A 22,931-nucleotide genomic window follows, 5' to 3' on the forward strand; every position below is an offset into this window, starting at 1 on the left:
ACTCACGCCTCCTTCGGAGTGCCGTTGGAAGCACTCTGCTGCCGGTTGACGCCCTTCCGCTGTGCCCTGGCGCGTTCGCCCATCCGCTGGACCGCGCCGAGACCGGTCAGCCCCGGACGGGAGAGGAACTTGCTGCGCGAGGCCAGCGCCACCAGTGGGTGGGTGACCAGGAAGACGACGATCAGGTCCAGCACCGTCGACATCCCGAGAGTGAAGGCGAAGCCCTTCACCTGGCCGACCGCGAGCAGGTACAGCACACCCGCCGCGAGGAAGCTGACCGCGTCGGCCGAGAGAATCGTCCGTCGGGCGCGGGCCCAGGAACGCGGCACCGCGGACCGGAACGTTCTGCCCTCGCGTATCTCGTCCTTGAGTCGTTCGAAGAAGACGATGAACGAGTCGGCGGTGATACCGATCGCGATGATGAAACCGGCCATGCCCGGCAGGTCGAGCGTGAACCCGATCCAGCGGCCGAACAGCACCAGCACGCCGTAGACGACCGCACCGGACAGCACCAGCGAAAGGATCGTCAGCAGTCCCAGCAGCCGGTAGTAGAGCAGGCAGTAGACCGCCACGAGGATCAGTCCGATGCCACCTGCCAGCAACGCGGCCTGCAACGAGGCGATCCCCAGCGTCGGCGAGACGGTCTCGGCGGTGGACTGGTCGAACGCGAGTGGCAGCGCGCCGTACTTGAGCGTGTTGGCGAGGTTGCTGGCCGTCTCCTGGTTGAAGTTGCCGGAGATCGAGGTGGTTCCGCCGACGATCGCGTCGTTGATGGACGGGGCGGAGACCACCCGGTTGTCGAGCACGAAGGCCACCTGCTCACCCACGTTCTGCGAGGTGAAGTCGGCCCAGGTGTTCTTGCCCTGGTTCTTGAACTCCAGGTTTACGGTCCACTCCGCCTTGCGCTGCCCCGGTGGAGAGGAGTTGGCGTCGCTGATCTGGGTACCGGGAATCAGTACCGGATCGAGGATGTACTTGCGCTGACCGTCGTCACCACAGGTCACCAACGGGCGTTCGGGGTCGGCGTTGCCGCGCAGCGGATCTGGGGAACCGCAGTCCAGCGTCAGCAGTGCCTGCCGCTGCATGGTCGGGTTCTCGCTCTGGCGCAGCTGCTTGGCCTGCTCGATCCGTTCGGCCCTGGTCAGCTGGTCCCCGTTCTGCTGGTTACCGTCCTGCTGGCCGTCGGACTGCTGCTCACCATCGCCGGGCTGGGAGTCCTCGTCCGGTTGGTCCTGCGCCGGAGCCTGCTGCGCGCCCACCGCCTGTGGCGTGGTGTCGGAGGACTGGTCCCCGGATCCGCTCGACCCGCCGTTCTGGCCGGATTGATCATCCTGGCCGGAGTCCCCGCTCTGCCCCGACTGATCGCCCTGGCCGGACTGGTTGCCCTGCCCAGGCTGGTTGCCCTGCCCAGGCTGGTTGCCCTGCAACGCGCTGACCGGAACGACCTGGTTGACCTTGCGCAGATTCAGTTCCGCGGTCTGCCCGAGCCGTTTGGCTTGCTCACCGTCCTTACCGGGCACCGTGATCACCAGGTTGGTGCCGTCGACGGTGACCTCGGAGCCGCTGACACCGAGCCCGTTCACGCGCTGCTCGATGATCTCGCGAGCCTGCTGCAACGACTCGTCGGTGGGGGGTTTACCGTTGGGGGTCCGCGCCGTGAGCGTCACCCGGGTACCGCCCTGCAGGTCGATGCCCAGCTCCGGAACTGGTTTGCGGTCACCGGTGAAGAACACAAGGCTGTATATGCCCAGCAGAATCGCCACGAAGGCCAGCAGATAACGCGCCGGCCGGATCTGCCCGCGTGGAGGTGCCACGTTAGGTCCGTCTCCTCGTCCGGGGTCGGTGCCGAAGGTCCGGCAGTCGTCCAAAGCCGCCGTCGCGCCCGGCCCTCACGGTGCCGACACCGCACGTGGCTGACGCGACAACGGCGTCCAGTTTGACAGGTCACATCCCGACGGCGTCGCGCAGGTACTGAATCGTGATCCACTCGCCGGACACGGCACGGGTGATCGGCACCGCACGTCCCGGTGGTGCTCCCACGCACGGCGGGGCTTCCCCGGAATGAGCGAATGATCGACACTACCGTGCAGCGGGCGGCACGCTCGGCGGCGACGCGGGGGTCGCCGCCGAAAGCACGCGCCGGACCTCACCGCACGACCTCGAACGGACCGTCGAACGCGACTCTCGTTGAGTTTTCGCTGTCCGCCCCTGGCGGTGCCCACCGCGCGGAACCCGTCGTCCGCCGTCACCCGAGGTGACCACGACGTGGCGATCAGTTCGCCACGTGTGCGGCTTCCTCGCGGGAGCGCGACGCGGCAGACCTACGACCACGCGGGCCGAGCGAGTGCTCAGCCCGACGCCTTCCGCGCCGAGAGACACTCCCCCGGTTGCCGCCCGGGCGGGAAATCCCGATCAGCCCGTCTTCTGGGTCTCCGCGTTCTGGGTCTCCGTCTTCTGGGTATCCGCGTTCTCGGTGACGTCGGAGTCCTCGTCCGAGGAAGTCCGCTCCGAGGAGTCGACAACGTCCTCGTCGACCTCGTCGTTGTCGTCCTCGTCGAGCTCGTCCTCGTCGACCTCGGTGTCGACCCGCTCACGGATCGCCTGACGCAGCCAGGTCGTGACCACACCGTCGGCGATCTCGAGTTCGATCGAGTCGTCCTCGGTCTCGACCACGGTGCCGAACAATCCGGAGGTGGTCATCACTCGGTCACCGACCGTCAGCGAGTTCTGCAGCTTCTGCTGCTCATTCATCGCCTTGCGCTGCTTGCGCATCTGGAAGAACAGCAGCGCCGCGAAGGCGACGAACAGAATCGGGATCAAATACTCTGTCGACAATCTTGCTCCATCCACGGACGTCACCCGGACAGCGCGGCGACCGCGACAACGGAGCCGTGCCCCACCGGCGCCCGGACTATTCGGATGTACCGCCCCCCAGTGTGCCAGGTTCACCAGCACATAACCGCCCCTGCCCTTCCGGTGGGCACACCGCCCCGGACGGATCGACCAGTGATGCAGCGCACAACGTCGCATCCGGTTCGACAGCCCGCCGGCAGGATTCCCGGACCGAACCGCTCAGCGCCGCACTCCCGAAATTCCCGGGATCACTCGTCGAACAACCCGGGTTCGACCGGTTCCGGCTCGGCCACGGGCGCCGCGCCGAAAGCGTTCGCCGGTGCCACCATGCCGAGATGCTGCCAGGCCGCGGCGGTGGCGACCCGCCCACGCGGTGTCCGGGCCAACATGCCGGCACGGACCAGGTACGGCTCGCACACCTCCTCGATGGTGCTCTGCTCCTCGCCCACGGCCACCGACAGCGTCGAGGCACCCACCGGTCCGCCCCCGAACGAGCGGGCCAGTGAGCCGAGCACCGCCCGGTCGAGGCGGTCGAGTCCGAGCTCGTCCACGTCGTAGACCTCCAGCGCGGCGCGGGCCACCTCGACGGTGACCACTCCGTCGGAGCGCACCTCGGCGTAGTCGCGGACCCGCCGCAGCAGCCGGTTGGCGATACGCGGCGTCCCCCGACACCTCCGGGCTATCTCGGTGGCACCGTCCGGGCGCAGGTCCACACCGAGAATCCCGGCCGAACGGTTGATGACCTCCTCCAACTCGGCGGGTTCGTAGAACTCCATGTGCGCGGTGAACCCGAACCGGTCCCGCAACGGGCCGGTCAACGAACCCGAACGAGTGGTCGCCCCCACCAGGGTGAACGGGGCGATGTCCAGCGGGATGCTGGTGGCACCCGGCCCCTTGCCGACGACGACGTCGACCCGGTAGTCCTCCATCGCCAGGTAGAGCATCTCCTCTGCCGGGCGCGCCATGCGGTGTATCTCGTCGATGAACAGCACGTCCCCGGCGGTGAGGTTGGACAGCATCGCGGCCAGGTCCCCCGGACGTTCCAGTGCCGGGCCCGAGGTAACCCTGATGGCCGAGCCCAGTTCGGTCGCCAGGATCATGGCCAGGCTGGTCTTGCCGAGCCCCGGTGGCCCCGCGAACAGGATGTGGTCGGGCTGCTCCCCCCGCCCGAGGGCACCTTGCAGCACCAGGCGCAGCTGCTCGCGGACGCGCTGCTGGCCCACGAAGTCGTCGAGCTTGCGCGGGCGCAGGCTCGCGTCGATCTCCTGTTCACCGTTGGCGCGGTGCGGCGAGAGGGTTTCCTCGGAGGCATCCGTCGCGTCCGGGATCTCGGTTTCCGGCTCCACCGGCCCGTCCTCGTGCATCGTTTCCTCAGAACTTCGCTCGTGCCACTTTCGATTGTCGCGCCGCGGTGCTCTCGGGCCGCACTACTTGGGACCGAGACCGGCCAGCGCCTTGCGCAGCACGGTGGAGGTGTCGGTCTCGCCGCCGTTCTCGGCCAGCACCGCGTTGACGCTCTGCTCCGCCTGTTTCGCGGAGAACCCGAGTCCGACCAGGGCCTCGCTGACCTCGGAGCGGATACCGGCGGTGTCCACGACGGCACCCCCGGGAGCGGCACCCGCCTCCGTGGTCGCCCACGCGGGATCGACGCCGGGCTGGACGGACAGCGCCGCCACCTTGTCCCGCAGCTCCAGGGTGAGCCGTTCGGCGTTCTTCTTGCCGATGCCGGGAACACGGGTCAGCGCCCCGATGTCGCCCTGGCTCAGTGCGTCGCGCAGCTGGGCGGGGTCGAGCACCGCCAGCGCGGCCAGCGCCAGCCTCGGTCCCACACCCGACGCGGTCTGCAGCAGCGTGAACAGGTCACGGGCCTGCGCGTCGGCGAACCCGTAGAGCGTCAGCGAGTCCTCCCGCACTATCAGCGAGGTGGCCAGGTTCGCCTCGGAGCCGCGCCGCAGCCCACCCAACGTCGCCGGTGTCGCGTACACGGCCATTCCCACGCCGCCGACCTCGATCACCGCGTGATCCAGTCCGACCGAAAGCACATCACCCCGCACCGAAGCGATCATCGGTGGTTCCCCCTTGTACCGGACGAGTCTCGTGCTGCCTGCCGCAGCCGCTGTTGATGATTGCGCGCGAGTTCGGCCGCGCGCTGCTCCGCCTCGGCGAGCCTGCCGACCATGGGAGCCCGCCAGAGATGACACAGTGCCAGTGCCAGCGCGTCGGCCGCGTCGGCGGGTTTCGGTGGACTCGACATGCCCAGCACCTTGCTCACCATCGCGGTGACCTGTCGCTTGTCGGCCTTGCCGGAACCGCTGATGGCGGCCTTGACCGAACTCGGGGTGTGGAAGGCCACCTGGATGTCCCGCCGAGCGGCGGCCAGCGCCACGATGCCGGACACCTGCGCGGTTCCCATGACCGAGCGCACGTTCTGCTGACTGAAGACCCGTTCGATCGCCACGACTTCCGGTTCGTGCCGGTCGATCCACTCCTCCACCCCGTCGGCGATGGCCACGAGGCGCCGGGGAAGCTCATCGTCCACGGGGCTGCGCACCACACCGACCCCGAGACAGCTCACCCCGCGCCGCTGCCCGCCCTCGACGACACCGACTCCGCAGCGTGTCAGTCCCGGATCGACTCCCAGTATGCGCACACCCTCATCCTCTCGCGCGAGCCCGCTTTGAACACGCGTTCGAATGATAACGGCAGGCCGGACGGGCCCGACCACGGCGACACGCACGCCGCGTCGACCGGGCAAGGCCGGACCGACCGGACGAGACCGGACCGACCGGACGGGGCAGCGCCGTGGGGAGTCAGCTCTTGTGGGGACTCAGCAGTGCAGGCTCGCCCGCAGCGTGAACAGCAGGGGCGTGAACAGCAGGGGGATGCGCGGGGGCACCCCGCGGCAGGCGGCCCCAGTGGGCGTCCCGACTATCGCCGGGCCGGGGCATCCGGGAGTGCTGTCGTGCTCGTGCAGCGCCTCGATGCGCATGCCCGCGGCGCCGGTCACGGCACGGATTCGGCAGCGGGATTCTCAGGCTCCGTCTTGGCCGGGTTTCCAGCTCTCCGGGGCACCGCTTCGGGTCAGCACCGGCTGGTAATCGGCGAAGCCCTCGGGAGCCCGCTCCGACCAGGGAAACAGCCCGGTGTCCGGGGTGGGTAACAGCAGTTGCAGCGCGGGGAAGTCGTCGTCGCCGTAAACCAGCATCGCGCTTCCCAGGTACTCCGGGTAGTACATCCCGGCCACGCGCTCGAAGGTGACGGGTTGTTCGGCCAGGAAGCCCTCGTAGAGCCTGCCGGTGATGAACCGCTCGCCACGGCCGACGCGCTCGACGTAGGTGTCCACCACGCTCCGACCCACCTGCTCGGGCAGCCCGATCACCACGAGCTCCGGTTTGCCGAACCTCCGCCACGCGCCCACCGAGAAGGAGTACGGCGCGTGGTCCTCCTCCTCGGGAACGTGCAGCACGGCAGCCCCGTACCGCTCCGAGGTTTCGACCAACCAGCGCCGCAGTCCCTCCGTCGAGTTCGCAGTTCCGGTCATCACGTGTCACCTCTTCGTCGACGGGGTCGTTCCCGGCGCGACCGCGCGTACCCGGCGAGCGCCGCGTCGGGGGCGAAGCCTAGTTCACCGGTGGGTGCCGGGGACACGCCGTCGTCGGTCGCGAAACGGGAAGTTCGGCGGAAGACACGAGTGATCTTGACTTCGAGTTCACTCGAACTCGCATGCTCGGTGGTGCCGCACGAAAGCGCGACACCGGCAGGAACGACGCACCGGGCACGAACGACACCGCGCCCGCACGAATCGGGCACGCCCGAACCGGGGACGAACGGACGACTGGGAGAACATCATGGACACCTCGATCTCGCGGGATCACTTCGAGCAGGCATACCGGGAGGGCAACCCGCCGTGGGTGATCGGCGGCCCTCAGCCCGCGATCGTCGAACTGGAGCAGCGGGGGTGGATCGGGGGTCCGGTGCTGGATCCCGGTTGCGGCGAGGGCGAGCACACCATCCTGCTGACCGAGCTCGGTTACGACGTGCTCGGCGTGGACGGTTCCCGCACCGCCGTGGCGCGGGCACGGGACAACGCGGCCGAGCGCGGGGTGGCCGCGCGTTTCGAAGTGGCCGACGCGTTCGATCTCGGCAGCGAACCGCGGTTCGACACCGTCGTGGACAGCGCCCTGCTGCACGTGTTCGGCGAAGCGGAGCGGCGCCGCTACACCAGGAGCCTGCACGCGGTGTGCGGGCCGGGGGCCGTGGTGCACGTGCTCGCGCTGTCGGACGCCGAGGACGCCGGTGGGCCGCGCCTGAGCGCCGAGCAGGTGCGGAACTCGTTCGATGACGGTTGGACCGTCGAGTCCCTGGAGCCGCACGTCTACCGCGGGGTAGCCGGCGAGGAGTACGCCGCACGGTTCGACGTCTCGCCCGAGGAGCAGGTCGACACGGCGGCCTGGCTGGCACGAGTCCGCAGGCTCTGAGCGTCCGCGGCAGGGGCGGCTCCCGGCGGACAGCGGGCAACTGGCCGCCCCGGGACCGCCTCGAGGGAGGTGAGGAATCTCGAACACGCGCGTTCCGAGAACGTGCCGAGTCCCGCGGAAACCGCTCGGTGGAACGGGTGCGACGGCCGTTCGCCGCGTGTGACGGCTCAACCGGACCGGGCTCTGGCGAGGACAGCCGAGGCCGCCGCATCAGGAGCCTGTGTCGGAATCCAGTGGTTGACACCCCTGAGCACGACCTTCTCGTACGGACCGGTCACCCACCGGGCGGTCGCGTCGACACCGGCTCGGGCGACGGCGCTGTCCCCGTCGCTCCAGACCATCGTGGTCGGGACCGAGATCCTGCCGACGGGTTTGCTGAGGGGCATGGCGCGATACCAACCGAGCGCTCCGGGCAGCGCACCGTAGTCGACGATCTCGGATCGAAATCTCCGGAGGTCCGTCCCGGTCATGCCGCTGGAACTCAACAGCCGGTCGAGCATGCCGAGCCAGTTCTCGGGCAGCCAGGGCAGGTTGAAGTAGGCCATGTACCAGGATTTGGGTCCCTGTGGCCCGAGTAGAGCTCGGATATAGGCCGTGGGGTGCGGCACGGAGAACGCGGTCAGGGTGCGCACCAGGTCCGGCCGTCGCGCGGCGACGGTCCAACCGACCGCGGAACCCCAGTCGTGGCCGACGAGGTGGACGGGCCTGCCGATCGTGCCCAGGAGCGCGATCACGTCGTCGGCGAGCGCCGAGGTTCGGTAGGGGTATCGGCCGCTCGGTCGTGCACCGGGTGAGTAACCGCGCTGATCGGGGGCGATCGTGCGCAGCCCGGCTTCGTGCAGCAGCGGTGCCACGAAGCGCCAGCAGGTCGCCCGCTCGGGAAAACCGTGCAGCAGGACCACGGGATCTCCCTCGCGCGGTCCGCTGTCGGTCACGTCAAAGGTGAGCCCTTCGTTCGTGAACGTGGTCAGGGTCGCTGTCACGGCTGCCTCCCGAGGCCCTGTTCGGGCCGCGCTCCGGAATTCATCAGCGCCGGAGAGTAGCAGCATTCCTCGAAAAGATCTCGGCTGAACCGGTTGAGACGAACACGAACCGATCGCGGTCGGTAGGGAACTTCCGGACCCCGCTGTCCGGAAGTTCCACCCGGATCACCCCGAGACCTGGGCCATGACCTCGTCGCTGACGTCGAAGTTCGAGTAGACGTTCTGCACGTCGTCGCAGTCCTCCAGCACGTCGATGAGCTTGAAGACCTTGCGTGCGCCCTCGCTGTCCAGCGGAACATTGACCGACGGCAGGAAGCTGGGCTCAGCGGAGTCGTACTCGATGCCCTCGGCCTGCAGGGCCTTGCGGACCGGCACGAGGTCGCTCGGCTCGCAGAGGATCTCGTAGTTCTCGCCGAGGTCCTCGATCTCCTCGGCGCCCGCCTCCAGCACGGCGCCGAGGACGTCCTCCTCGCTGAGACCGTTCTTGGGCAGGATCACCACGCCACGCCGGTTGAACAGGTAGGCCACCGACCCGGCGTCGGCCATCGAACCGCCGTGCTTGTTCATGGCGGTGCGCACCTCGCCCGCGGCGCGGTTGCGATTGTCGGTCAGGCACTCGATCAGCACGGCCACCCCGTTGGGGGCGTAGCCCTCGTACATGACCGTCTCCCAATCGGCGCCGCCCGCTTCCTCACCGGCGCCGCGCTTGCGGGCGCGCTCGATGTTGTCCTGCGGTACCGAGGACTTGCGAGCCTTCTGCATGGCGTCGAACAGCGTGGGGTTGGCCTCCGGGTCGCCCCCACCCGTCCGCGCGGCGACCTCGATGTTCTTGGTCAGCTTCGCGAAGAGCTTGCCGCGCTTGGCGTCGAGGGCGGCCTTCTTGTGCTTGGTCGTGGCCCACTTGGAGTGGCCGCTCATTTCTCCTCCGTGGTATCAGGTCGTACCGGGCCGGTATGCCCGCTGTTCTCGTTGATCATCCGCACGAACAGCCGGTGCACGCGGTCGTCACCGTTGACCAGCTCGGGATGGAAAGCCGTGGCGAGCACCGGTCCCTGCCGAACCGCGACGATGGTACCCGCACCCGTCTCCGCCGGTCGTCCGTCCGGCGTCCCGGTGGGAGACGGCACGTCGGCCAGCACGGTCACATCGGCACCCGCTTTCTCCACGAGGGGGGCCCGAATGAACACGGCGCGCAACGCCGGGCCTTCGATCCCGGCGAAGTCGAGATCCGCCTCGAAGGAATCCACCTGCCGCCCGAAGGCGTTGCGGCGGACGACCACGTCCAGCGCCCCCAACGATCGGACGCCGGGACTGCCCCGAACCTCGGAGCGGTCGTCGAGCACACTGTCCGCGAGCAGCACCATGCCCGCGCAGGAACCGTAGGCGGGCATACCTTCCCGTAGCCGCGCACGCAGCGGCTCGAAGAGTTCGAAGGTGTCCAACAACCGCGTCATGGTGGTCGATTCCCCGCCCGGCAGTACGAGGGCGTCGACCCGGACGAGCTCCTCGGGACGACGCACCGGGCACGCGGTTACCCCGATGCGCCGCAGCGCGGCGAGATGCTCGGCGACGCCGCCCTGCAGGGCGAGCACGCCGACGACCGGTTGAGCTGGGTTCACACCACGATTGTCCGGCAGTGGCGCGAACGGGCAACGTCCGGGTCAGCTCCGTCCCGCGCCGTGGCAGCACTGCCCGCGAGCCGTCGCCGCGCTCACAGGGCGCGCAGCCCGGCCGTGACACCGGCCGCGACGAGCACCACGACCACGAAGGGTGCCCGGCGCCATGCCAGCACACCACCCACGAGCACCCCGATCACGCGGGGCCACCCCGCGAACGAACCCGACTCGTAGCACGCGCTGACGGCCACGAACGCGGCGAGCAGCGTCACCGCGGCCACGGAGAGCAGCCACCTGCCGCGCTCGGAGACGCGCAGTCTGCCGCGCAGCAGCGGCCCCGCCGCACGCATCGCGTAGGTCCCGGCGGCCAGTGCCAGTACCAGGCCCAGTGTCATACCGCTTCCCCTTCCGAGACGTCGGCTCCCCGCCTCGCGCCCGGCACGGGCAGCAGTGCGGCGGCGGTGCCGAGCAGTGCGACCAGCACCGCGAGCCCCTCGTCCAGCAGTGGGACGGTGAGCACGGCGAGCAGACAGCCGAGCAGCACGGCACGCGCGGTCGGACGGTCCCGCACGGCGGGCAGCACGAGGGTGAGCAGCCCGGCGGGCAGTGCGGCGTCGAGTCCGAACAGCTGGGGATCGCCGAGGCCGCGTCCCAGCAGCCCGCCCAGCAGCACCGAGGGCGCCCACACGGCGTAGAGCGTCGTCCCCGCCACCCAGTAGGCACGTCGCCTGCGGCGCGGCTCGGACTCGGCCAGCGCGAAGGCCACGGCCTCGTCGACCAGTAGGTGGCTCCCGAGCAGTCTGCGCCAGAGACTGCCGTCGAGGACGTCGCCCATCGCCAGCCCGTAAGGCAGATGACGGGCGTTGAGCAGCCAGCCGCCCAGCAGCACGGTCAGCGGTGCGGCTCCGGCGGTGGCCAGACCCACGACCAGGAACTCGGAACCGCCGGCGAAGACGAGCGCGGCCATTACCGTGACCAGCCACAGCGGGGCTCCGCTCGATACCGCGATGGCTCCCAGCGAGGCTCCCACCACGACGAGTGCGAGGGCCATGGAGGTCACTGCGGGCAGTAATCGAGCGGTGTCGGAAGCACGGTTCGTTCTTTTGGGCGAACGCATCGTTTTCTATAATGAACAAAACGAACTTCGTTCGTCAAGGCGAACGATCGATAGTCCAGAAGGAACGACTATGCGGGGCTCCGAGACCGAGGCGATCGAGACGATCTCGATCGCGCTGCGCCACCACCGCGAACGCGCGGGAATCTCGCTGTCCGAACTGGCGAAGCGAGCCGGAGTGGCCAAATCGACGCTGTCGCAGCTGGAATCCGGGGAGGGAAACCCGGGGGTGGAAACGCTGTGGGCGCTGGCCGTCGCGTTGAACGTGCCGTTCAGCAGGCTCGTGGAGCTGCCGACCCCCCACACGAGGGTGATCCGAGCGGGACAGGCTCCCAAGATCCGGGCGGAACACGCCGGCTTCGCGGCGGGGCTGCTGTCCGCCTGCCCCGCCGGGGCGAGCCGGGACATCTACGAGATCGGCCTGGAGGCCGGGGAGATCCGGCGGGCGGAGCCGCACCAGCCGGGCACGGTCGAGCACCTGATCGTGGTGTCGGGAAGCATGCGCGGCGGCCCCGCCGACGGGCCCGTCGAACTCGAACCGGGCGATTACACCACGTTCTCCGGAGCGGTGCCGCACCTCTACCAGGCTGTGGACGGTCCGACCACGGCGGTGCTGCTGATGGAGCACTCCTGAGCCGGTGCTCGTGGGTTCGTACGGGGGAACCGCCCACGGAATCCGTCCCGGAAAGCGGACCGGATCCGGCGCGACGGTTCCCCGATACATCGAGGTGCGGCGTCACCAGCCGCGCTGGGCGTAGTGCTGCTCCTCCGGAAGGTCGTCGACGTTGATCCCGACCATCGCCTCACCGAGCCCGCGGGAGACCTTCGCGACCAGCTCGGGATCGTCGTAGAGGGTAGTGGCCTTGACGATGGCCTCGGCGCGCGCCGCCGGATCCCCCGATTTGAAGATGCCCGAGCCGACGAAGACTCCCTCGGCACCCAGCCTGCGCATCATCACCGCGTCGGCCGGTGTGGCGATCCCGCCCGCGGTGAACAGCACCACCGGCAGCTCGCCGGTGCGAGCGACCTCGCGCACGAGCTCCACCGGCACCCGCAGTTCCTTGGCGGCGGCGTAGAGCTCGGTGCCGTCCAGCACCGACAGCCTGCGGATGTCCGCGCGGATCCGCCGCATGTGCCGGGTCGCCTCGACGACGTTGCCGGTACCGGCCTCTCCCTTGGAACGGATCATCGCCGCGCCCTCCGAGATTCGCCGCAACGCCTCACCGAGGTTGGTCGCACCGCACACGAACGGCACCGTGAAGGGCCACTTGTCGATGTGGTTGTCCTCGTCGGCGGGGGTGAGCACCTCGGACTCGTCGACGTAGTCCACCCCGATCGACTGCAGCACCTCTGCCTCGACGAAGTGGCCGATACGTGCCTTGGCCATGACCGGGATCGACACGGAACGCACGATGCTGTCGATCATCTCGGGGTCGGACATCCGGGCGACACCCCCCTGGGAGCGGATGTCGGCGGGCACACGTTCCAGCGCCATGACCGCGACCGCCCCTGCCTCCTCGGCGATCCTCGCCTGTTCCGGCGTGACGACATCCATGATCACGCCGCCCTTGAGCATTTCCGCCATACCTCGCTTGACACCGTCGGTTCCGGTCGCCTGGGTGCCGGCGGACGGGCTGGTCGTGTCGCCGTTGGTCACGTTCGATCCTTTCGCGCGGTTGACTCCCGGCACGTTCTTTCCGGGAAGAACTCGCCCCGACCACCGGCGGCGTGCCGGGCACGGCGTGCCGACCGTCGTCCGAAGGGCTCGGCAGGCCGGCCGAACACAGCAGGGTTGGCTGAACACAGCAGGGCCGGCCGAACACGACGGTGACGCCGACACACGCCGGGTGGGGTCGACAGGACCGAGCCTAGGAGCGATCGCGGCACGGCGAACGGGCCACTGCGTGGCTTTCTCACCAGTCCACTTTCGGCGCGCGAGCGACTCACGACCCGCCGTGCGCACGGGTTCGACCTTGCGGAGTCCTCCCAGCTGGTGTGTGCTCGGCACCACATCCGAGTCCGGTGTGCGACGCGGCAGGGGGCAGTGATGGGGAACAAGCGCACGGGCAACGGGCAGGCTCAGTCGGTCCCGGCGGCGACCGATCCCGCCGCCGTTCGCAACGTGGTGCTGGTCGGCCCGTCCGGTTCCGGCAAGACCACACTGGTGGAACGGTTGCTGGCGACCACATCGACCATCAGCAGACGCGGTTCGGTCACCGAGGGAAGCACGGTCTGCGACCACGAGACCGCCGCGGTGGAGCAGCAGCGCTCCGTGGGCATGGCGGTGGCTCCGCTGTGGCATCGCGAGACCAAGATCAACCTTGTGGACACGCCCGGATACGCCGACTTCATCGGCGAGCTGCGCGCGGGACTGCGCGCGGCCGACGCGGCGCTGTTCGTCGTGGCCGCCACCGAGGAGGTGGACTCCGCGACCCGGACGATATGGCAGGAGTGCGACAGGGTCGGCATGCCCAGAGCGGTGGTGATCTCCCGCATGGACCAACCGCGCGCGGACGCCACGGCGGCGATCGAGTCCTGCGTGGCCGCGTTCGGCAGCGGGGTGGTCCCGCTGTACCTGCCGCGCTACCACGGTGGATCGCCGACCGAGCTTTTCGGGCTGCTCACCGGTAGCAGCTACGACTACTCGCAGGGCAGCACGCCGATAGTGCGAGCGAGCGCCGAACCGCCGGACGAGTCGGCCAGGGCGGGCCGGGACCGGTTGTTGGAGGGGATCATCGCGGGCAGCGAGGACGAGACCCTGCTGGAGCGTTACCTGGGCGGCGAGAACATCGAGGAGGCGACGCTCATCGGTGATCTGGAGGCGGCGGTGGCCCGCGGCGGGCTGCACCCGGTGATCCCGGTCTCGGCCGAGACCGGGATCGGGATGACCGAACTGCTGGACGGCATCGTCCGGGCCTTCCCCTCCCCGCTGGAGCACGTGCTCCCGGAGTTCACCGATCCGCACGGAGGCAATCCCCGCCGGTTGGAGTGCGATCCGAACGGCCCGCTGGCGGCGGAGGTGGTGCACACCTCGGTGGACGCCTACGTGGGACGGGTCTCGGTGCTGCGCGTGTTCTCCGGAACGCTGTCGCCGGACCGTCCGGCGCACGTGTCCGGTCACGGCCTGGCGGAACGGGGACATCCCGATCACGACTCCGCCGAACGCATCGGCCACATCCACAGCCCGCTGGGCGCCGGACTGCGGGAGGTGCCGTACTGCGTGGCGGGCGACCTGTGCGCGCTGACCAAGCTGGCCTCGGCCGAGACCGGCGACACCGTCTCGGATCCCCGGGACCCGCTGCTGCTGCAGCCGTGGGACATGCCCGACCCGCTGCTGCCGATGGCCGTCACCGGGCACGGCGACGACGACGCGCTCGCCCGCAACCTCAACCGGCTGCTGGCCGCCGACCCCACGCTGCGGCTGGACCGCTCCACCGAGACGCACCAGATGGTGCTGTGGTGCATGGGCGAGGCGCACGCCGAGGTGATCCTGCAGCGGTTGCGGGAGAACGGTGTGGACGTGGACACCGAACCGGTGCGGGTGGCCTTCCGGCAGACCTTCCGCGGCCCCGCGAAGGGACACGGCAGGTACGTCAAGCAGTCGGGCGGGCACGGGCAGTACGCGGTCTGCGACATCGAGGTGGAGCCGCTGGAGCGCGGTGCGGGGTTCGAGTTCGCAGACCGGATCGTCGGTGGTGCCGTTCCCAAGCAGTTCATCGCCAGTGTCGAGAAGGGCGTCCGTGCACAGCTGGAGCGCGGGATCGAGCCGGAGTGCCCGATGGTGGATCTGCGGGTGACGCTGGTGGACGGCAAGACGCACAGCGTGGACTCCTCCGACGCGGCCTTCCAGGCGGCCGGAGCTCTCGCCCTGAAGTCCGCCGCGGAGCGGGCGGGGCTGCTCACGCTGGAACCGGTGGACGAGGTGGAGGTGCACATCCCGGACGATCACCTGGGGGCGGTGCTCGGTGACCTGTCCAGCCGCAGGGGCAGGGTGATCGGCACCGAACCCGAGGACACCGGCTGGACGGTGGTCCGGGCGCACGTGCCCAGCACGGAACTGACGCGCTACGCGATCAACGTGCGCTCGCTGAGTTCGGGCAGCGCCAGCTTCAGCCGCAGCTTCGCGGGCTACGAACCGTTGCCGCGATGAACCGGCCGGGAGGGAGCGTGGACTACCCCTTGTCCCGGAAGGTGTGGCGGTACTCGGTGGGAGTTACGGACAACCTACGCAGGAAGTGATGTCGGAGCGCGGCGGCGTTGCCGAATCCGCAGCTGTCGGCGACGACTTCGAGGGTGCTGTCGGTGTCCTCCAGCAACCGCTGGGCACGCGCGACCCGTCGCGTGGTGAGCCAGTGATGCGGTGTGGTTCCGGTTTCCGTTCTGAACCGGCGGGCGAAAGTGCGCGGTGACATCCGCGCTTTGCGGGCGAGCTCGGTAACGGTGAGTTCACGGCGTAGGTTCCGCTCCATCCAATCGAGTACCGGGCCCATCGTGTCGGTCGAGGTGGGCACCGGCAGCTCGATGTACTGCGCCTGGCCACCCTCCCGATGTGGTGGCACGACCATCCTCCGGGCGATGGCGTTCGCGGTACGAGCACCGGAGCGCACCCGGACCAGGTGCAGGCACAGATCGATCGCGGCCGCGGTTCCCGCGCTGGTGAAGATCGGCGGATTCGCCGTGTACAGCACCGACTCGTCCACTTCGATCTCGGGGAACCGCCGACGGAAATCGGCCGCCTTGTACCAGTGCACCGCCGCTTTGCCGCCGCCGAGCAGCCCCGCCTCCCCCAGCACGAACACGCCGGAACACAGCGCGGCCACCCAGGAACCCGCTTCGACCGCCTCCGACAGCGCGTCGATGACGGAGCGGGGGACCTCCGGCGGAGTGGGTTCGTCGATGGGCGGCACGATCACCAGATCGGCTTCCCGCAGTCGCTCCAGCCCGTGCGTGGCGATCAGGTGGAAACCGCTCTTCGTGCGAAGTGGCCCCGGGCTCTCGGAGCACAACGCGAACTCGTACGTCGGAAGTCCCTGCTCACCGCGGTCCGTGCCGAAGACCTCGCAGGCCACCCCGAGCTCGAACGGAGCCACGCCGTTCTCCACCAGTACCGCCACGTTCCACGAATGAGGCACGACGCGATTGTGGCAGTAAATCATCGATGATCGACAGATCTGCCACTCGTGGACGTCGCCGGGGCGGCGCATGCTGTCAGGTGTGATCACCCGCTACCAGCGGCCGGCCGGAGCACTCGAAGACCACGAACGAGGAGAGCGATCATGCGACGGTTGAGGGCTTTCTGGCGCGTACTCCACGAGTTCAACGCCGACAACGTGTGGTTGTGGCAGCGCTACCTGAGCTCGCTGCGGCCGTGGGAGGAAACGCGGGACGGCGCGGCGGACCTTCGGAAGGACGTTCGGACGGCAGCACCGGACGACGCCGCACGAGGATCGGAACGTCCCGCGAACGCCGAGACACCGACACCTGTCGGCTGAGCCACCGGCCGCCCGGGGCGCTGGAAGCACGACAGGAACTCACGGAGAGCCGCACGGTACCGCGGCGACGACCGGCGGGGCGGGCACCGACGTGCCACCGCCTCGCCGGTGCGCGGTACGGGTCGCGCGAAACCAACCGGCCCGGCCGCCTTCCGGACCTGTCGCACGGCGCTCGCCGCGAAAGGACCGACATCGAGAGTGTGGAACGACGATACGGCGTTGACGGCGTTCGAAATTCCGCCGAATGTTCCATTGAAATCACCATAATGTGTAGTTGTGCAGATCGATTTCGGTGCTACCGAACAGCACTCTTGCCACTCGCCGGTATTCGCTATCCGATGCCATGTGGGTGAATTTGATTCGAGTGGCTCCAAATTGCCGCTTGCCAGCCTTATGATGTCACTTCGAGACCGGCTGGAAGATCGCTTCGATTGCGAGCGTGGAGGAGCCTATGCCGCCACGTATGGCGGGTAGTGGCGACCGGGACGAGACCGTTGCTCCAGCTGTTCTGGGGGCTGACTACCTGGATCCGGAAGAGAACCGAGAGGGTTCACGAGAAACGTGGGAACGAACTGAGGGGCGCCCCTCGTTCCCACCAGTGGTTTACGTGCCGTGCGAAGCGGCTTCGCCGAACAACGGTGAGTTGTCCGTCGATCTGAGGCGAACACGCGACGGGCGCACCGCGTTGTTGGTCTACTCCAGCAACGAGCGTTTGGTGCGGTGCTGTGGCGAGCAACAGCCCTGGGTGGCCGTCCACACCGAGAAGCTGGACGAGCTCGACCGGAGCATCCACTTCGATCTGATCCTGCTCGACGTGGAAATACCCCAGGAGTTCCGACGCTGAGGGAGGTGCGCTTGGATGGGATACGAGGTCGACCCCGAAGAGCTCGACAACCTAGCGGGTTCACTGCGTGACGGAAGCGATTTCATCGAGGATCTGGGCAGTGCGCCCGGCATTCCCGACGCGGGCGAGCTCAGTTCCGACATGGGTAAGCTGATGAGCTTGTTCACCGGAGCCGCCGGAGAACTGTCGACCGGGGTGGCCGCTGCCGCTGGTGCTGTCGCGGAAGGCGGCCGCGTCTACGTCGAGAACGAGGAATTCGCCGAACAGAACTTGCCACGTGTGGAAGGTTGAGGAGACGGCGTGCCGATCGATACCAGAATCGAGGGAAATCCGGAGAGCATCCGGAGCGCCGCCCGTTGGTTGCGTTCGGACCTCTCCGCCGCTGTGCACGACTGCGCTTCGCGGAACAACCGGGTCCGGTCGCGTTCGGAACGAGTCTGGGGCGGTGCTGCCGGGGAATCGTTCCGAAGCACGTTGGGACGTATCGCCCCCGGAGTCGACGAACTGGCCGGCGACATCGAGGGCGTGGGCCGTTCCTTCGAACGTTACGCGGACGACCTCCACACCGCTCAGCAGGGAATGCGGCGAGCGAGAGACATCGCCGTCGGAGCGGGACTGCGAGTGACCGACACCAAGATCTTCGATCCGGGAGCCGCGCCCGCCGCTCCACGAGAACTGCCCGCCGATGCCACTCCGCAACAGGCACGGGCGCACGATGCCGCTGTCTCGGCACAACAAGCTCACGAGCAGAAAACCGCTGCCTATGCCGAAGCCAGGCAGGAAGCGGACAAGTCCCATTCGCTGTTGCGGGACGCGAAAAAATACGTGGAGAAGTACTGGAGTGATCTCTGGAACAAGAGGTACATCCACGCCACGGATTTCACCAACGGCGTGGTGGGCGGTTTGGTCGCGAGGAACACGAGCATCATGCGGGCGGAAGCGAACCGACTCGATGCCGAAGCCAGGACCGCCGAGTCGCGCTATCTCAAATCACCCGGTGGTAGCACCGAGGCGGAGTTCCAGACTCGACAACAGATGGCCAAGGCGAGCCAAGCCGAGGACACGCGTATTCGTGCGAGCAGGTTCGCACGCCGGGTCGGGGGAAAACTCCCCGTGATCGGACTCGGGATAACCGCCGCCGGAATCGGTTACGACATTCACACCGGTAAACCACCGGGCAAAGCTGTGTTCTCGGGGCTCGCCGGAGCCGGTGCCGCCGCGTTGGTGGCCTCCACACCGGTCGGTTGGGGGGCGTTGGCCGCTGTCGGAGTGGGGATCGGTGTCGGTGTGGCGGCCGACTTCGTCTACGACGCCCTTCCGGACAACGTGCGGGACAAGATCAACGAAGGAGTCGAGGCGGTAGGTGATGCGGCATCGGATGCGGCTGGAGCGGTCGGTGACGCCGTCTCGGGCGCCTGGAACGCGGTGTTCTGACCGAACCCCGTACCGCTGGGACGGTTCGCCGTCGATGTTGGGAGTTGAGCGGCTGTGTCCGAACTCGATAAGCGGCTGACTCGACATCTGCCCTGGCCGGAAGAGTGGCCCGCGCCGGGTGGGCTGAAGGACCGGGCCACGGCAGCGGCGTTCGTGGTGCTGGGAGCGGGCTCGGTGATAGCGGCCACGAGCGCGTTGTCGGCGAACCCGCCTGATGCCCGTGGGCTGATCATGGCGGCATGCGCTCCGCTGCTCCTCGGATTCGCCGGTCTCGCGGTGCTCACCCGGCTGCGGGTCCGTGATCGCGGTATCGCGTCGGTGCGTCTCGAACGTGTCGAGTACTCGAACTCCGAAGCGGTCGTGATCCCGTACTCACGGGGACTCGCGTCCACTTATGTGGTCATGACCGTGTCCATGCTGGCGCTGTTCGGATTCTTCGCCGTGATTTCCCTGCTCGTGATCGCGGACGGTGGCCCCGGTGACACGGGTATCGCCCTGTTGTTCATCGCCAGCGGGACAGCCACGCTCTACTTGCTCCTGCTGATTGTCGAAGCACTACGAGGGGCGTTGAGCCACGGTGTCCTGGCTCTGGCACCCACGGGCGTCTACCACCGTTCTTGGGCCTTCACGAGCTTCTTTCCCTGGGAAAGCATCGTATCGATATCAGCGGGGACAACGGGGAGACAGCTGATCACCGCTGCTGTCTACGACAACAGTACTCCGTATTTTCACCGCCGTTCCCGAATGTGGCGGCAGCCGGAACTGTCATTGGCGCCGCACATGGGCGTGCAGGGGGTGAATCTGTCCGTCGACCCCACCCTCGCCTACCACGCACTACACTACTACCAACGGCATTCGGAAATGCGAATCGAGCTGGGCAACCAAGCTGGAGTGGACCGCATCCGCGGCGCGGACCTTCTCGACTACTGAGAATCAAGGGTGGGAGCAGTGGACAACGCCCACTCGGATCTCCCGCGTGGTGCCGCGACCGCACGATCGCGGGGATCGGTCCCGCGAGAGCACGCGGTCACAGTCGGGGTCGCTGTTCGCGGGCCGCCCCGGACGCTCGTTCGGCCAGGGTGACCGCCGGATTCAGCGCAGCGAACCGAGGAAAGCAGCCCAGGCCCGACGATCGAACAACAGCGCCGGACCGTGCGGACGCTTGGAATCCCGCACAGCGGTGACCTCAGCACCCGGCAGGGAAGCAGCCTCGACACATTGCCCACCGTTGGGACCACTACGGCTGCTGCGGCACCAGCTAACGGATAACTCGGCCGCACTTAGCACACACTCGTGTTGCATCACGCGATCTCCTTAGCGAGTTCGGAGAGGGACTCGGCTGACTCCGCCGGGGACAACGCCTGCTCGGCCAATGACTCCATCACTAAACGATGCGAAGTCGGACCCGCTACGAGCGTCCGAGTGAAACATCGGCCACAGCCGCGATGGTGAATATCGGGCCAGCGTAACCGCATGTTCGGCTAGAGTGATCGTGAGCGAGCGAGATCATGCACGGTGAGCGTGCCTGTGCTGCGAAGGGAGCCGCGATAGCGGAGCAGAGTGCCGATGCGTCCGGTTTCGAAGGAGCTGGGGCGGCGTTGCAGTCGATCCGGGACGAGAACTCCTGGATCCAGCAGCAGATCTCGGGCGGTGGGCTGAGCATGGAACCACAAGCCGCCGACAAGGCGGCCGAGGTGTACAGACGTGAGGCCGAGGAAGCTGAGTCGCTTGCTGGTAAGGCAGACCGTTTGCAGCAGGTTCCTGGTTTGGGGGCCTATACCTCAGGCCAACAGCTGGCTGCCAAGTTCGGTCAGAAAGCGAGTAATGGTTCGACCGGTGCGGCGGATCTGCTTAGACAGTTCGCTGACGAGTTGCGACGCAAGGCGAGTCTGTTCGAGCAGGCCAAGGAGAACTATCAGGCTACCGATGAGCAGATTGCCGGGGATCTGCGGAGGGGCGCACAGTGAGTATGTGGAAGCGGTCATTGATGACTATTGTTGCGGGCGTAGCGCTGGTCAGCGCTTCCGCGTGTTCGCCAAGTGAAGGCGCTGGTGACGGCTCCTCGGAGACCACAGGGGAATCGCCTTCGGGGGAAGTATTGGCGAGTGTTAAGCCTTGCGAGATCCTCTCATCGGAAACCTTGAAGTCCTTCGGATTGCAACTTCCTGGAAAACCCGAAGAAATGCTTCCATGGAAACCTGCGTGCAAGTATGAGGGAGATCCAGTTGACGCTACTATCATCAAAAATAAACGTCAGACGGTTTCATCTTCTGAGGAAGAATCGAATTGGGCCAAGTTTGATCGGACGAAGGTGAACGGGCGCCCCGGAGCGACGGCAATTACCAAGGGCTCAACTCAGGCCCGAATCTGCAACGTGATGTTTGATGCTGGCCAGGGACTTATCCAGGTTCAAGCTCTTGAAGTTGGTCGCTTTGACGAGATTGATGAGTGCGCCAAAGGACTGGAGCTCGCGAAGAAGGTGGAGCCGAACGTCCCTGAGCCCGCGTGAGCGGGTGTCGTGGCGCGCTGCGTCGGTAGGTGTGCTTCGTTCTCAGCGATAGTGGGCGCGGGTAGCGCCTCCGGTGTTGTCGGAGGCGCTGTGTCGCCGGGCTGGTCTCAGTTGAACCGGTCGGTCTTGACCGCGTGCAGGAACGTCTGCCACTGCGCGCTCGTGGTGGTGAAGTAGCCGAGCGAGCGGTCCTTGGTGTCGCGGACCGCTGCGCCCTCGTCGGTCCTGCCGACTTCGACGCAGCTCGTACGTTGCTGGGATCGGCTCGATTTGCGCCAGCCTTGCGGGGGCATCGTCATAGTTGCCCTTCCATCTCGTCTTTGATTTTGGCGATGAGCCCGTTCGAGTCTTCCGGGGTCATCGCCAGTTGTTGCAGGGTGGTCGCCGCCGTATCGTACGCGGCAACATCCCTACTCTTGTGCAAGAACGTGGTCGAGTGGAAGTTCTCGACGTGCACGATCGGTGCTGACCTGGGGAAGTGGAAGACGAGGAACGCACCGGCGTGAGCGGGATGCCACCGCGTGCTTCCCATCGGGATGACCCGCACTGTGACGTTCGGGCGTTCGCTCATCGTCATGATGTGTTGCAGCTGGTCGGCCATCGTCTGGTGGCCGCCGAGTGGTTCGCGTAGCGCGGCTTCCCAGATCAACGCGATGAACTCGGGAGCATCACGCTGCAACAGCACGTCCCGTCGTCCGACCCGCATGGTCACGCGGGTATCGAGATCGCTGCTGGTCTCGCCGAGGATGGCTCGTGCGTAGTTCGCTGTCTGAAGTAGCCCTGGAATCACGATGGTGGCGACATCCGTGATGCGCCGAGCGGTGCGCTCGAACTCGATCAACGTGGTGAGTTCACGACGAGCGCCGGTGTGGCCGGTGTCCAGCCAATTCGGCTGGTCGGCATCCCGCGCCATGTCGACCAGTTCCACGTATCTCGCGCCGGTGATGCCGAGAGTGGCGAGGATCTGAGCGACATCCTCGGGATTCGGAGTACGCGCTCCGGTTTCATAGCGCGAAATCGAAACGTAGCTCACGTTGAGTCGCTCGGCGAGTTCGCGTTGCTTCATGCCTGCGGAAATGCGGCATTGTCGCAGTTCCGCGCCGAGCACACGTGCCTTCGGAGGATGCTCGTTGTTACCAGCCATGAAATTAGCGTAGATATCGGTTGCTTACCGGACAAACACCCAATCGAAGGATTGTTGGATACTTACCAGATAACCAATACTTGCCTGGTAATCAACAAATCCTTGGGTATCTCGGAGGCAACGCCATGTTCACGAGAGACAGATCCCCGTACGTTCCGCCGCAGGAAGGGCCCGTTGTGGCGGGTGTGAGCCGCGCGTCTACTGGTGCTGCGTCAGGCGGTGGTTGTGGAGCAGTGGTGATTCCGGGCGAGCGCGTCGGGCGGAGGGCGCTTCGCCCTGCGGCTTACAGGAAGACCTCGTGACTCCGCCGCCGAGCGCTTGGCACGACCTGGCGTTGCATTGGCACGCCCATGTGGATCTGCGGGCCAGTTGTTCCAGGTCCCGCCGCAGGCGGCGGCCGGTGGCGGTGTTGTTCACGCCGCGGGCCGCGGCGGCCTGGATGGCCGGAACGGTGCAGCGCTACC

27 protein-coding genes are annotated in these 22,931 nt (G+C 67.4%); 10 read left to right on the forward strand and 17 right to left on the reverse strand.

Features of this window, described 5'->3' with window-relative positions:
• Positions 1-2: 2 nt before the first annotated feature.
• The 7 genes from secD to BM394_RS21555 form a co-directional block, all read right to left on the reverse strand.
• Positions 3-1,814, reverse strand: coding sequence for a protein translocase subunit SecD (secD, locus tag BM394_RS21525; protein WP_092981490.1), 1,812 nt, complete (start codon positions 1,812-1,814; stop codon positions 3-5).
• A 598-nt stretch (positions 1,815-2,412) separates the two neighbouring features.
• Complete coding sequence (gene yajC, locus BM394_RS21530; RefSeq protein WP_092981492.1) at positions 2,413-2,835, reverse strand: preprotein translocase subunit YajC; 423 nt, start codon at positions 2,833-2,835, stop codon at positions 2,413-2,415.
• A gap of 266 nt (positions 2,836-3,101) precedes the next feature.
• Positions 3,102-4,217 (reverse strand): Holliday junction branch migration DNA helicase RuvB, encoded by a 1,116-nt coding sequence (gene ruvB / locus BM394_RS21535; protein WP_092981495.1) that lies wholly within the window; start codon positions 4,215-4,217, stop codon positions 3,102-3,104.
• A 63-nt stretch (positions 4,218-4,280) separates the two neighbouring features.
• The gene (ruvA, locus tag BM394_RS21540; protein ID WP_092981497.1) at positions 4,281-4,919 is read right to left on the reverse strand and encodes a Holliday junction branch migration protein RuvA; all 639 of its coding nucleotides are present in this window, start codon (positions 4,917-4,919) and stop codon (positions 4,281-4,283) included.
• Positions 4,916-5,503: a crossover junction endodeoxyribonuclease RuvC gene (gene ruvC / locus BM394_RS21545; RefSeq protein ID WP_092927351.1), complete on the reverse strand. Its 588-nt coding sequence runs from the start codon at positions 5,501-5,503 to the stop codon at positions 4,916-4,918. Before ruvC ends, ruvA begins: the two co-directional genes overlap by 4 nt.
• A 177-nt stretch (positions 5,504-5,680) precedes the next feature.
• The gene (locus BM394_RS21550) at positions 5,681-5,860 is read right to left on the reverse strand and encodes a hypothetical protein (protein WP_092981499.1); all 180 of its coding nucleotides are present in this window, start codon (positions 5,858-5,860) and stop codon (positions 5,681-5,683) included.
• A gap of 24 nt (positions 5,861-5,884) precedes the next feature.
• Positions 5,885-6,394, reverse strand: coding sequence for a DUF4262 domain-containing protein (locus tag BM394_RS21555; RefSeq protein ID WP_092981501.1), 510 nt, complete (start codon positions 6,392-6,394; stop codon positions 5,885-5,887).
• Between the two features lie 307 nt (positions 6,395-6,701).
• Here BM394_RS21555 and BM394_RS21560 point away from each other — a divergent pair, with 307 nt between their 5' ends.
• Entirely contained in the window at positions 6,702-7,331 is a 630-nt protein-coding gene (locus BM394_RS21560; protein WP_092981503.1) for an SAM-dependent methyltransferase, read from the forward strand.
• 167 nt (positions 7,332-7,498) lie between these two features.
• On the opposite strand, the gene BM394_RS21565 is transcribed toward BM394_RS21560, so the two are convergent.
• The 5 genes from BM394_RS21565 to BM394_RS21585 all read right to left on the reverse strand — a co-directional run bounded on the left by BM394_RS21565 (position 7,499) and on the right by BM394_RS21585 (position 11,047).
• Positions 7,499-8,314 carry an alpha/beta fold hydrolase gene (locus BM394_RS21565; RefSeq protein WP_217643654.1) on the reverse strand — a complete coding sequence of 272 codons (816 nt, stop codon included), beginning with the start codon at positions 8,312-8,314 and terminating at the stop codon, positions 7,499-7,501.
• A gap of 165 nt (positions 8,315-8,479) precedes the next feature.
• Positions 8,480-9,232 carry a YebC/PmpR family DNA-binding transcriptional regulator gene (locus tag BM394_RS21570; protein WP_092981507.1) on the reverse strand — a complete coding sequence of 251 codons (753 nt, stop codon included), beginning with the start codon at positions 9,230-9,232 and terminating at the stop codon, positions 8,480-8,482.
• Entirely contained in the window at positions 9,229-9,933 is a 705-nt protein-coding gene (gene pdxT / locus BM394_RS21575) for a pyridoxal 5'-phosphate synthase glutaminase subunit PdxT (protein WP_092981509.1), read from the reverse strand. Before pdxT ends, BM394_RS21570 begins: the two co-directional genes overlap by 4 nt.
• A gap of 92 nt (positions 9,934-10,025) precedes the next feature.
• Complete coding sequence (locus BM394_RS21580; RefSeq protein WP_092927341.1) at positions 10,026-10,325, reverse strand: AzlD domain-containing protein; 300 nt, start codon at positions 10,323-10,325, stop codon at positions 10,026-10,028.
• Entirely contained in the window at positions 10,322-11,047 is a 726-nt protein-coding gene (locus BM394_RS21585) for an AzlC family ABC transporter permease (RefSeq protein ID WP_139235286.1), read from the reverse strand. The genes BM394_RS21580 and BM394_RS21585 overlap by 4 nt, the downstream gene beginning before the upstream one ends.
• Before the next feature lie 70 nt (positions 11,048-11,117).
• On the opposite strand from BM394_RS21585, the gene BM394_RS21590 reads away from it, so the two are divergent.
• Positions 11,118-11,678: a helix-turn-helix domain-containing protein gene (locus tag BM394_RS21590; protein WP_092981515.1), complete on the forward strand. Its 561-nt coding sequence runs from the start codon at positions 11,118-11,120 to the stop codon at positions 11,676-11,678.
• A 102-nt stretch (positions 11,679-11,780) separates the two neighbouring features.
• Here the strand turns inward: BM394_RS21590 and pdxS are convergent, their stop codons facing one another.
• On the reverse strand, positions 11,781-12,701 hold the full coding sequence (gene pdxS, locus BM394_RS21595; RefSeq protein WP_092927538.1) for a pyridoxal 5'-phosphate synthase lyase subunit PdxS: 921 nt from the start codon (positions 12,699-12,701) through the stop codon (positions 11,781-11,783).
• 390 nt (positions 12,702-13,091) lie between these two features.
• Here pdxS and BM394_RS21600 point away from each other — a divergent pair, with 390 nt between their 5' ends.
• On the forward strand, positions 13,092-15,194 hold the full coding sequence (locus tag BM394_RS21600; RefSeq protein WP_092981519.1) for an elongation factor G-like protein EF-G2: 2,103 nt from the start codon (positions 13,092-13,094) through the stop codon (positions 15,192-15,194).
• A 22-nt stretch (positions 15,195-15,216) separates the two neighbouring features.
• On the opposite strand, the gene BM394_RS21605 is transcribed toward BM394_RS21600, so the two are convergent.
• Positions 15,217-16,176 carry a GlxA family transcriptional regulator gene (locus BM394_RS21605; protein ID WP_217643655.1) on the reverse strand — a complete coding sequence of 320 codons (960 nt, stop codon included), beginning with the start codon at positions 16,174-16,176 and terminating at the stop codon, positions 15,217-15,219.
• A gap of 144 nt (positions 16,177-16,320) precedes the next feature.
• On the opposite strand from BM394_RS21605, the gene BM394_RS21610 reads away from it, so the two are divergent.
• The 5 genes from BM394_RS21610 (at position 16,321) to BM394_RS21630 (ending at position 19,744) form a co-directional block, all read left to right on the forward strand.
• Positions 16,321-16,536 carry a hypothetical protein gene (locus BM394_RS21610; protein ID WP_092981522.1) on the forward strand — a complete coding sequence of 72 codons (216 nt, stop codon included), beginning with the start codon at positions 16,321-16,323 and terminating at the stop codon, positions 16,534-16,536.
• Between the two features lie 463 nt (positions 16,537-16,999).
• A complete protein-coding gene (locus tag BM394_RS24015; protein ID WP_483860537.1) occupies positions 17,000-17,380 on the forward strand; it encodes an SAV_915 family protein in 381 nt (126 codons plus the stop codon).
• A 15-nt stretch (positions 17,381-17,395) separates the two neighbouring features.
• Complete coding sequence (locus BM394_RS21620) at positions 17,396-17,671, forward strand: hypothetical protein (protein ID WP_092981527.1); 276 nt, start codon at positions 17,396-17,398, stop codon at positions 17,669-17,671.
• A 9-nt stretch (positions 17,672-17,680) separates the two neighbouring features.
• A complete protein-coding gene (locus BM394_RS21625) occupies positions 17,681-18,814 on the forward strand; it encodes a hypothetical protein (RefSeq protein ID WP_092981529.1) in 1,134 nt (377 codons plus the stop codon).
• A gap of 54 nt (positions 18,815-18,868) precedes the next feature.
• A complete protein-coding gene (locus BM394_RS21630; protein WP_092981531.1) occupies positions 18,869-19,744 on the forward strand; it encodes a hypothetical protein in 876 nt (291 codons plus the stop codon).
• Between the two features lie 162 nt (positions 19,745-19,906).
• Here BM394_RS21630 and BM394_RS21635 read toward each other — a convergent pair whose 3' ends face one another.
• A complete protein-coding gene (locus BM394_RS21635; RefSeq protein ID WP_092927325.1) occupies positions 19,907-20,116 on the reverse strand; it encodes a DUF397 domain-containing protein in 210 nt (69 codons plus the stop codon).
• Positions 20,117-20,322: 206 nt separating this feature from the next.
• On the opposite strand from BM394_RS21635, the gene BM394_RS21640 reads away from it, so the two are divergent.
• Both BM394_RS21640 and BM394_RS21645 read left to right on the forward strand, forming a co-directional pair.
• Positions 20,323-20,781, forward strand: coding sequence for a hypothetical protein (locus BM394_RS21640; RefSeq protein ID WP_092981533.1), 459 nt, complete (start codon positions 20,323-20,325; stop codon positions 20,779-20,781).
• A 20-nt stretch (positions 20,782-20,801) separates the two neighbouring features.
• Positions 20,802-21,323 (forward strand): DUF3558 domain-containing protein, encoded by a 522-nt coding sequence (locus tag BM394_RS21645; protein WP_092981564.1) that lies wholly within the window; start codon positions 20,802-20,804, stop codon positions 21,321-21,323.
• Between the two features lie 107 nt (positions 21,324-21,430).
• On the opposite strand, the gene BM394_RS21650 is transcribed toward BM394_RS21645, so the two are convergent.
• Both BM394_RS21650 and BM394_RS21655 read right to left on the reverse strand, forming a co-directional pair.
• Positions 21,431-21,622 (reverse strand): DUF397 domain-containing protein, encoded by a 192-nt coding sequence (locus tag BM394_RS21650; RefSeq protein WP_092981535.1) that lies wholly within the window; start codon positions 21,620-21,622, stop codon positions 21,431-21,433.
• Positions 21,619-22,431, reverse strand: a complete 813-nt coding sequence (locus BM394_RS21655) for a helix-turn-helix domain-containing protein (protein WP_245780371.1) — start codon at positions 22,429-22,431, stop codon at positions 21,619-21,621. Before BM394_RS21655 ends, BM394_RS21650 begins: the two co-directional genes overlap by 4 nt.
• Positions 22,432-22,931 lie beyond the last annotated feature (500 nt).

The organism is Actinopolyspora lacussalsi subsp. righensis (assembly GCF_900116555.1).
GTDB lineage: Bacteria > Actinomycetota > Actinomycetes > Mycobacteriales > Pseudonocardiaceae > Actinopolyspora > Actinopolyspora lacussalsi.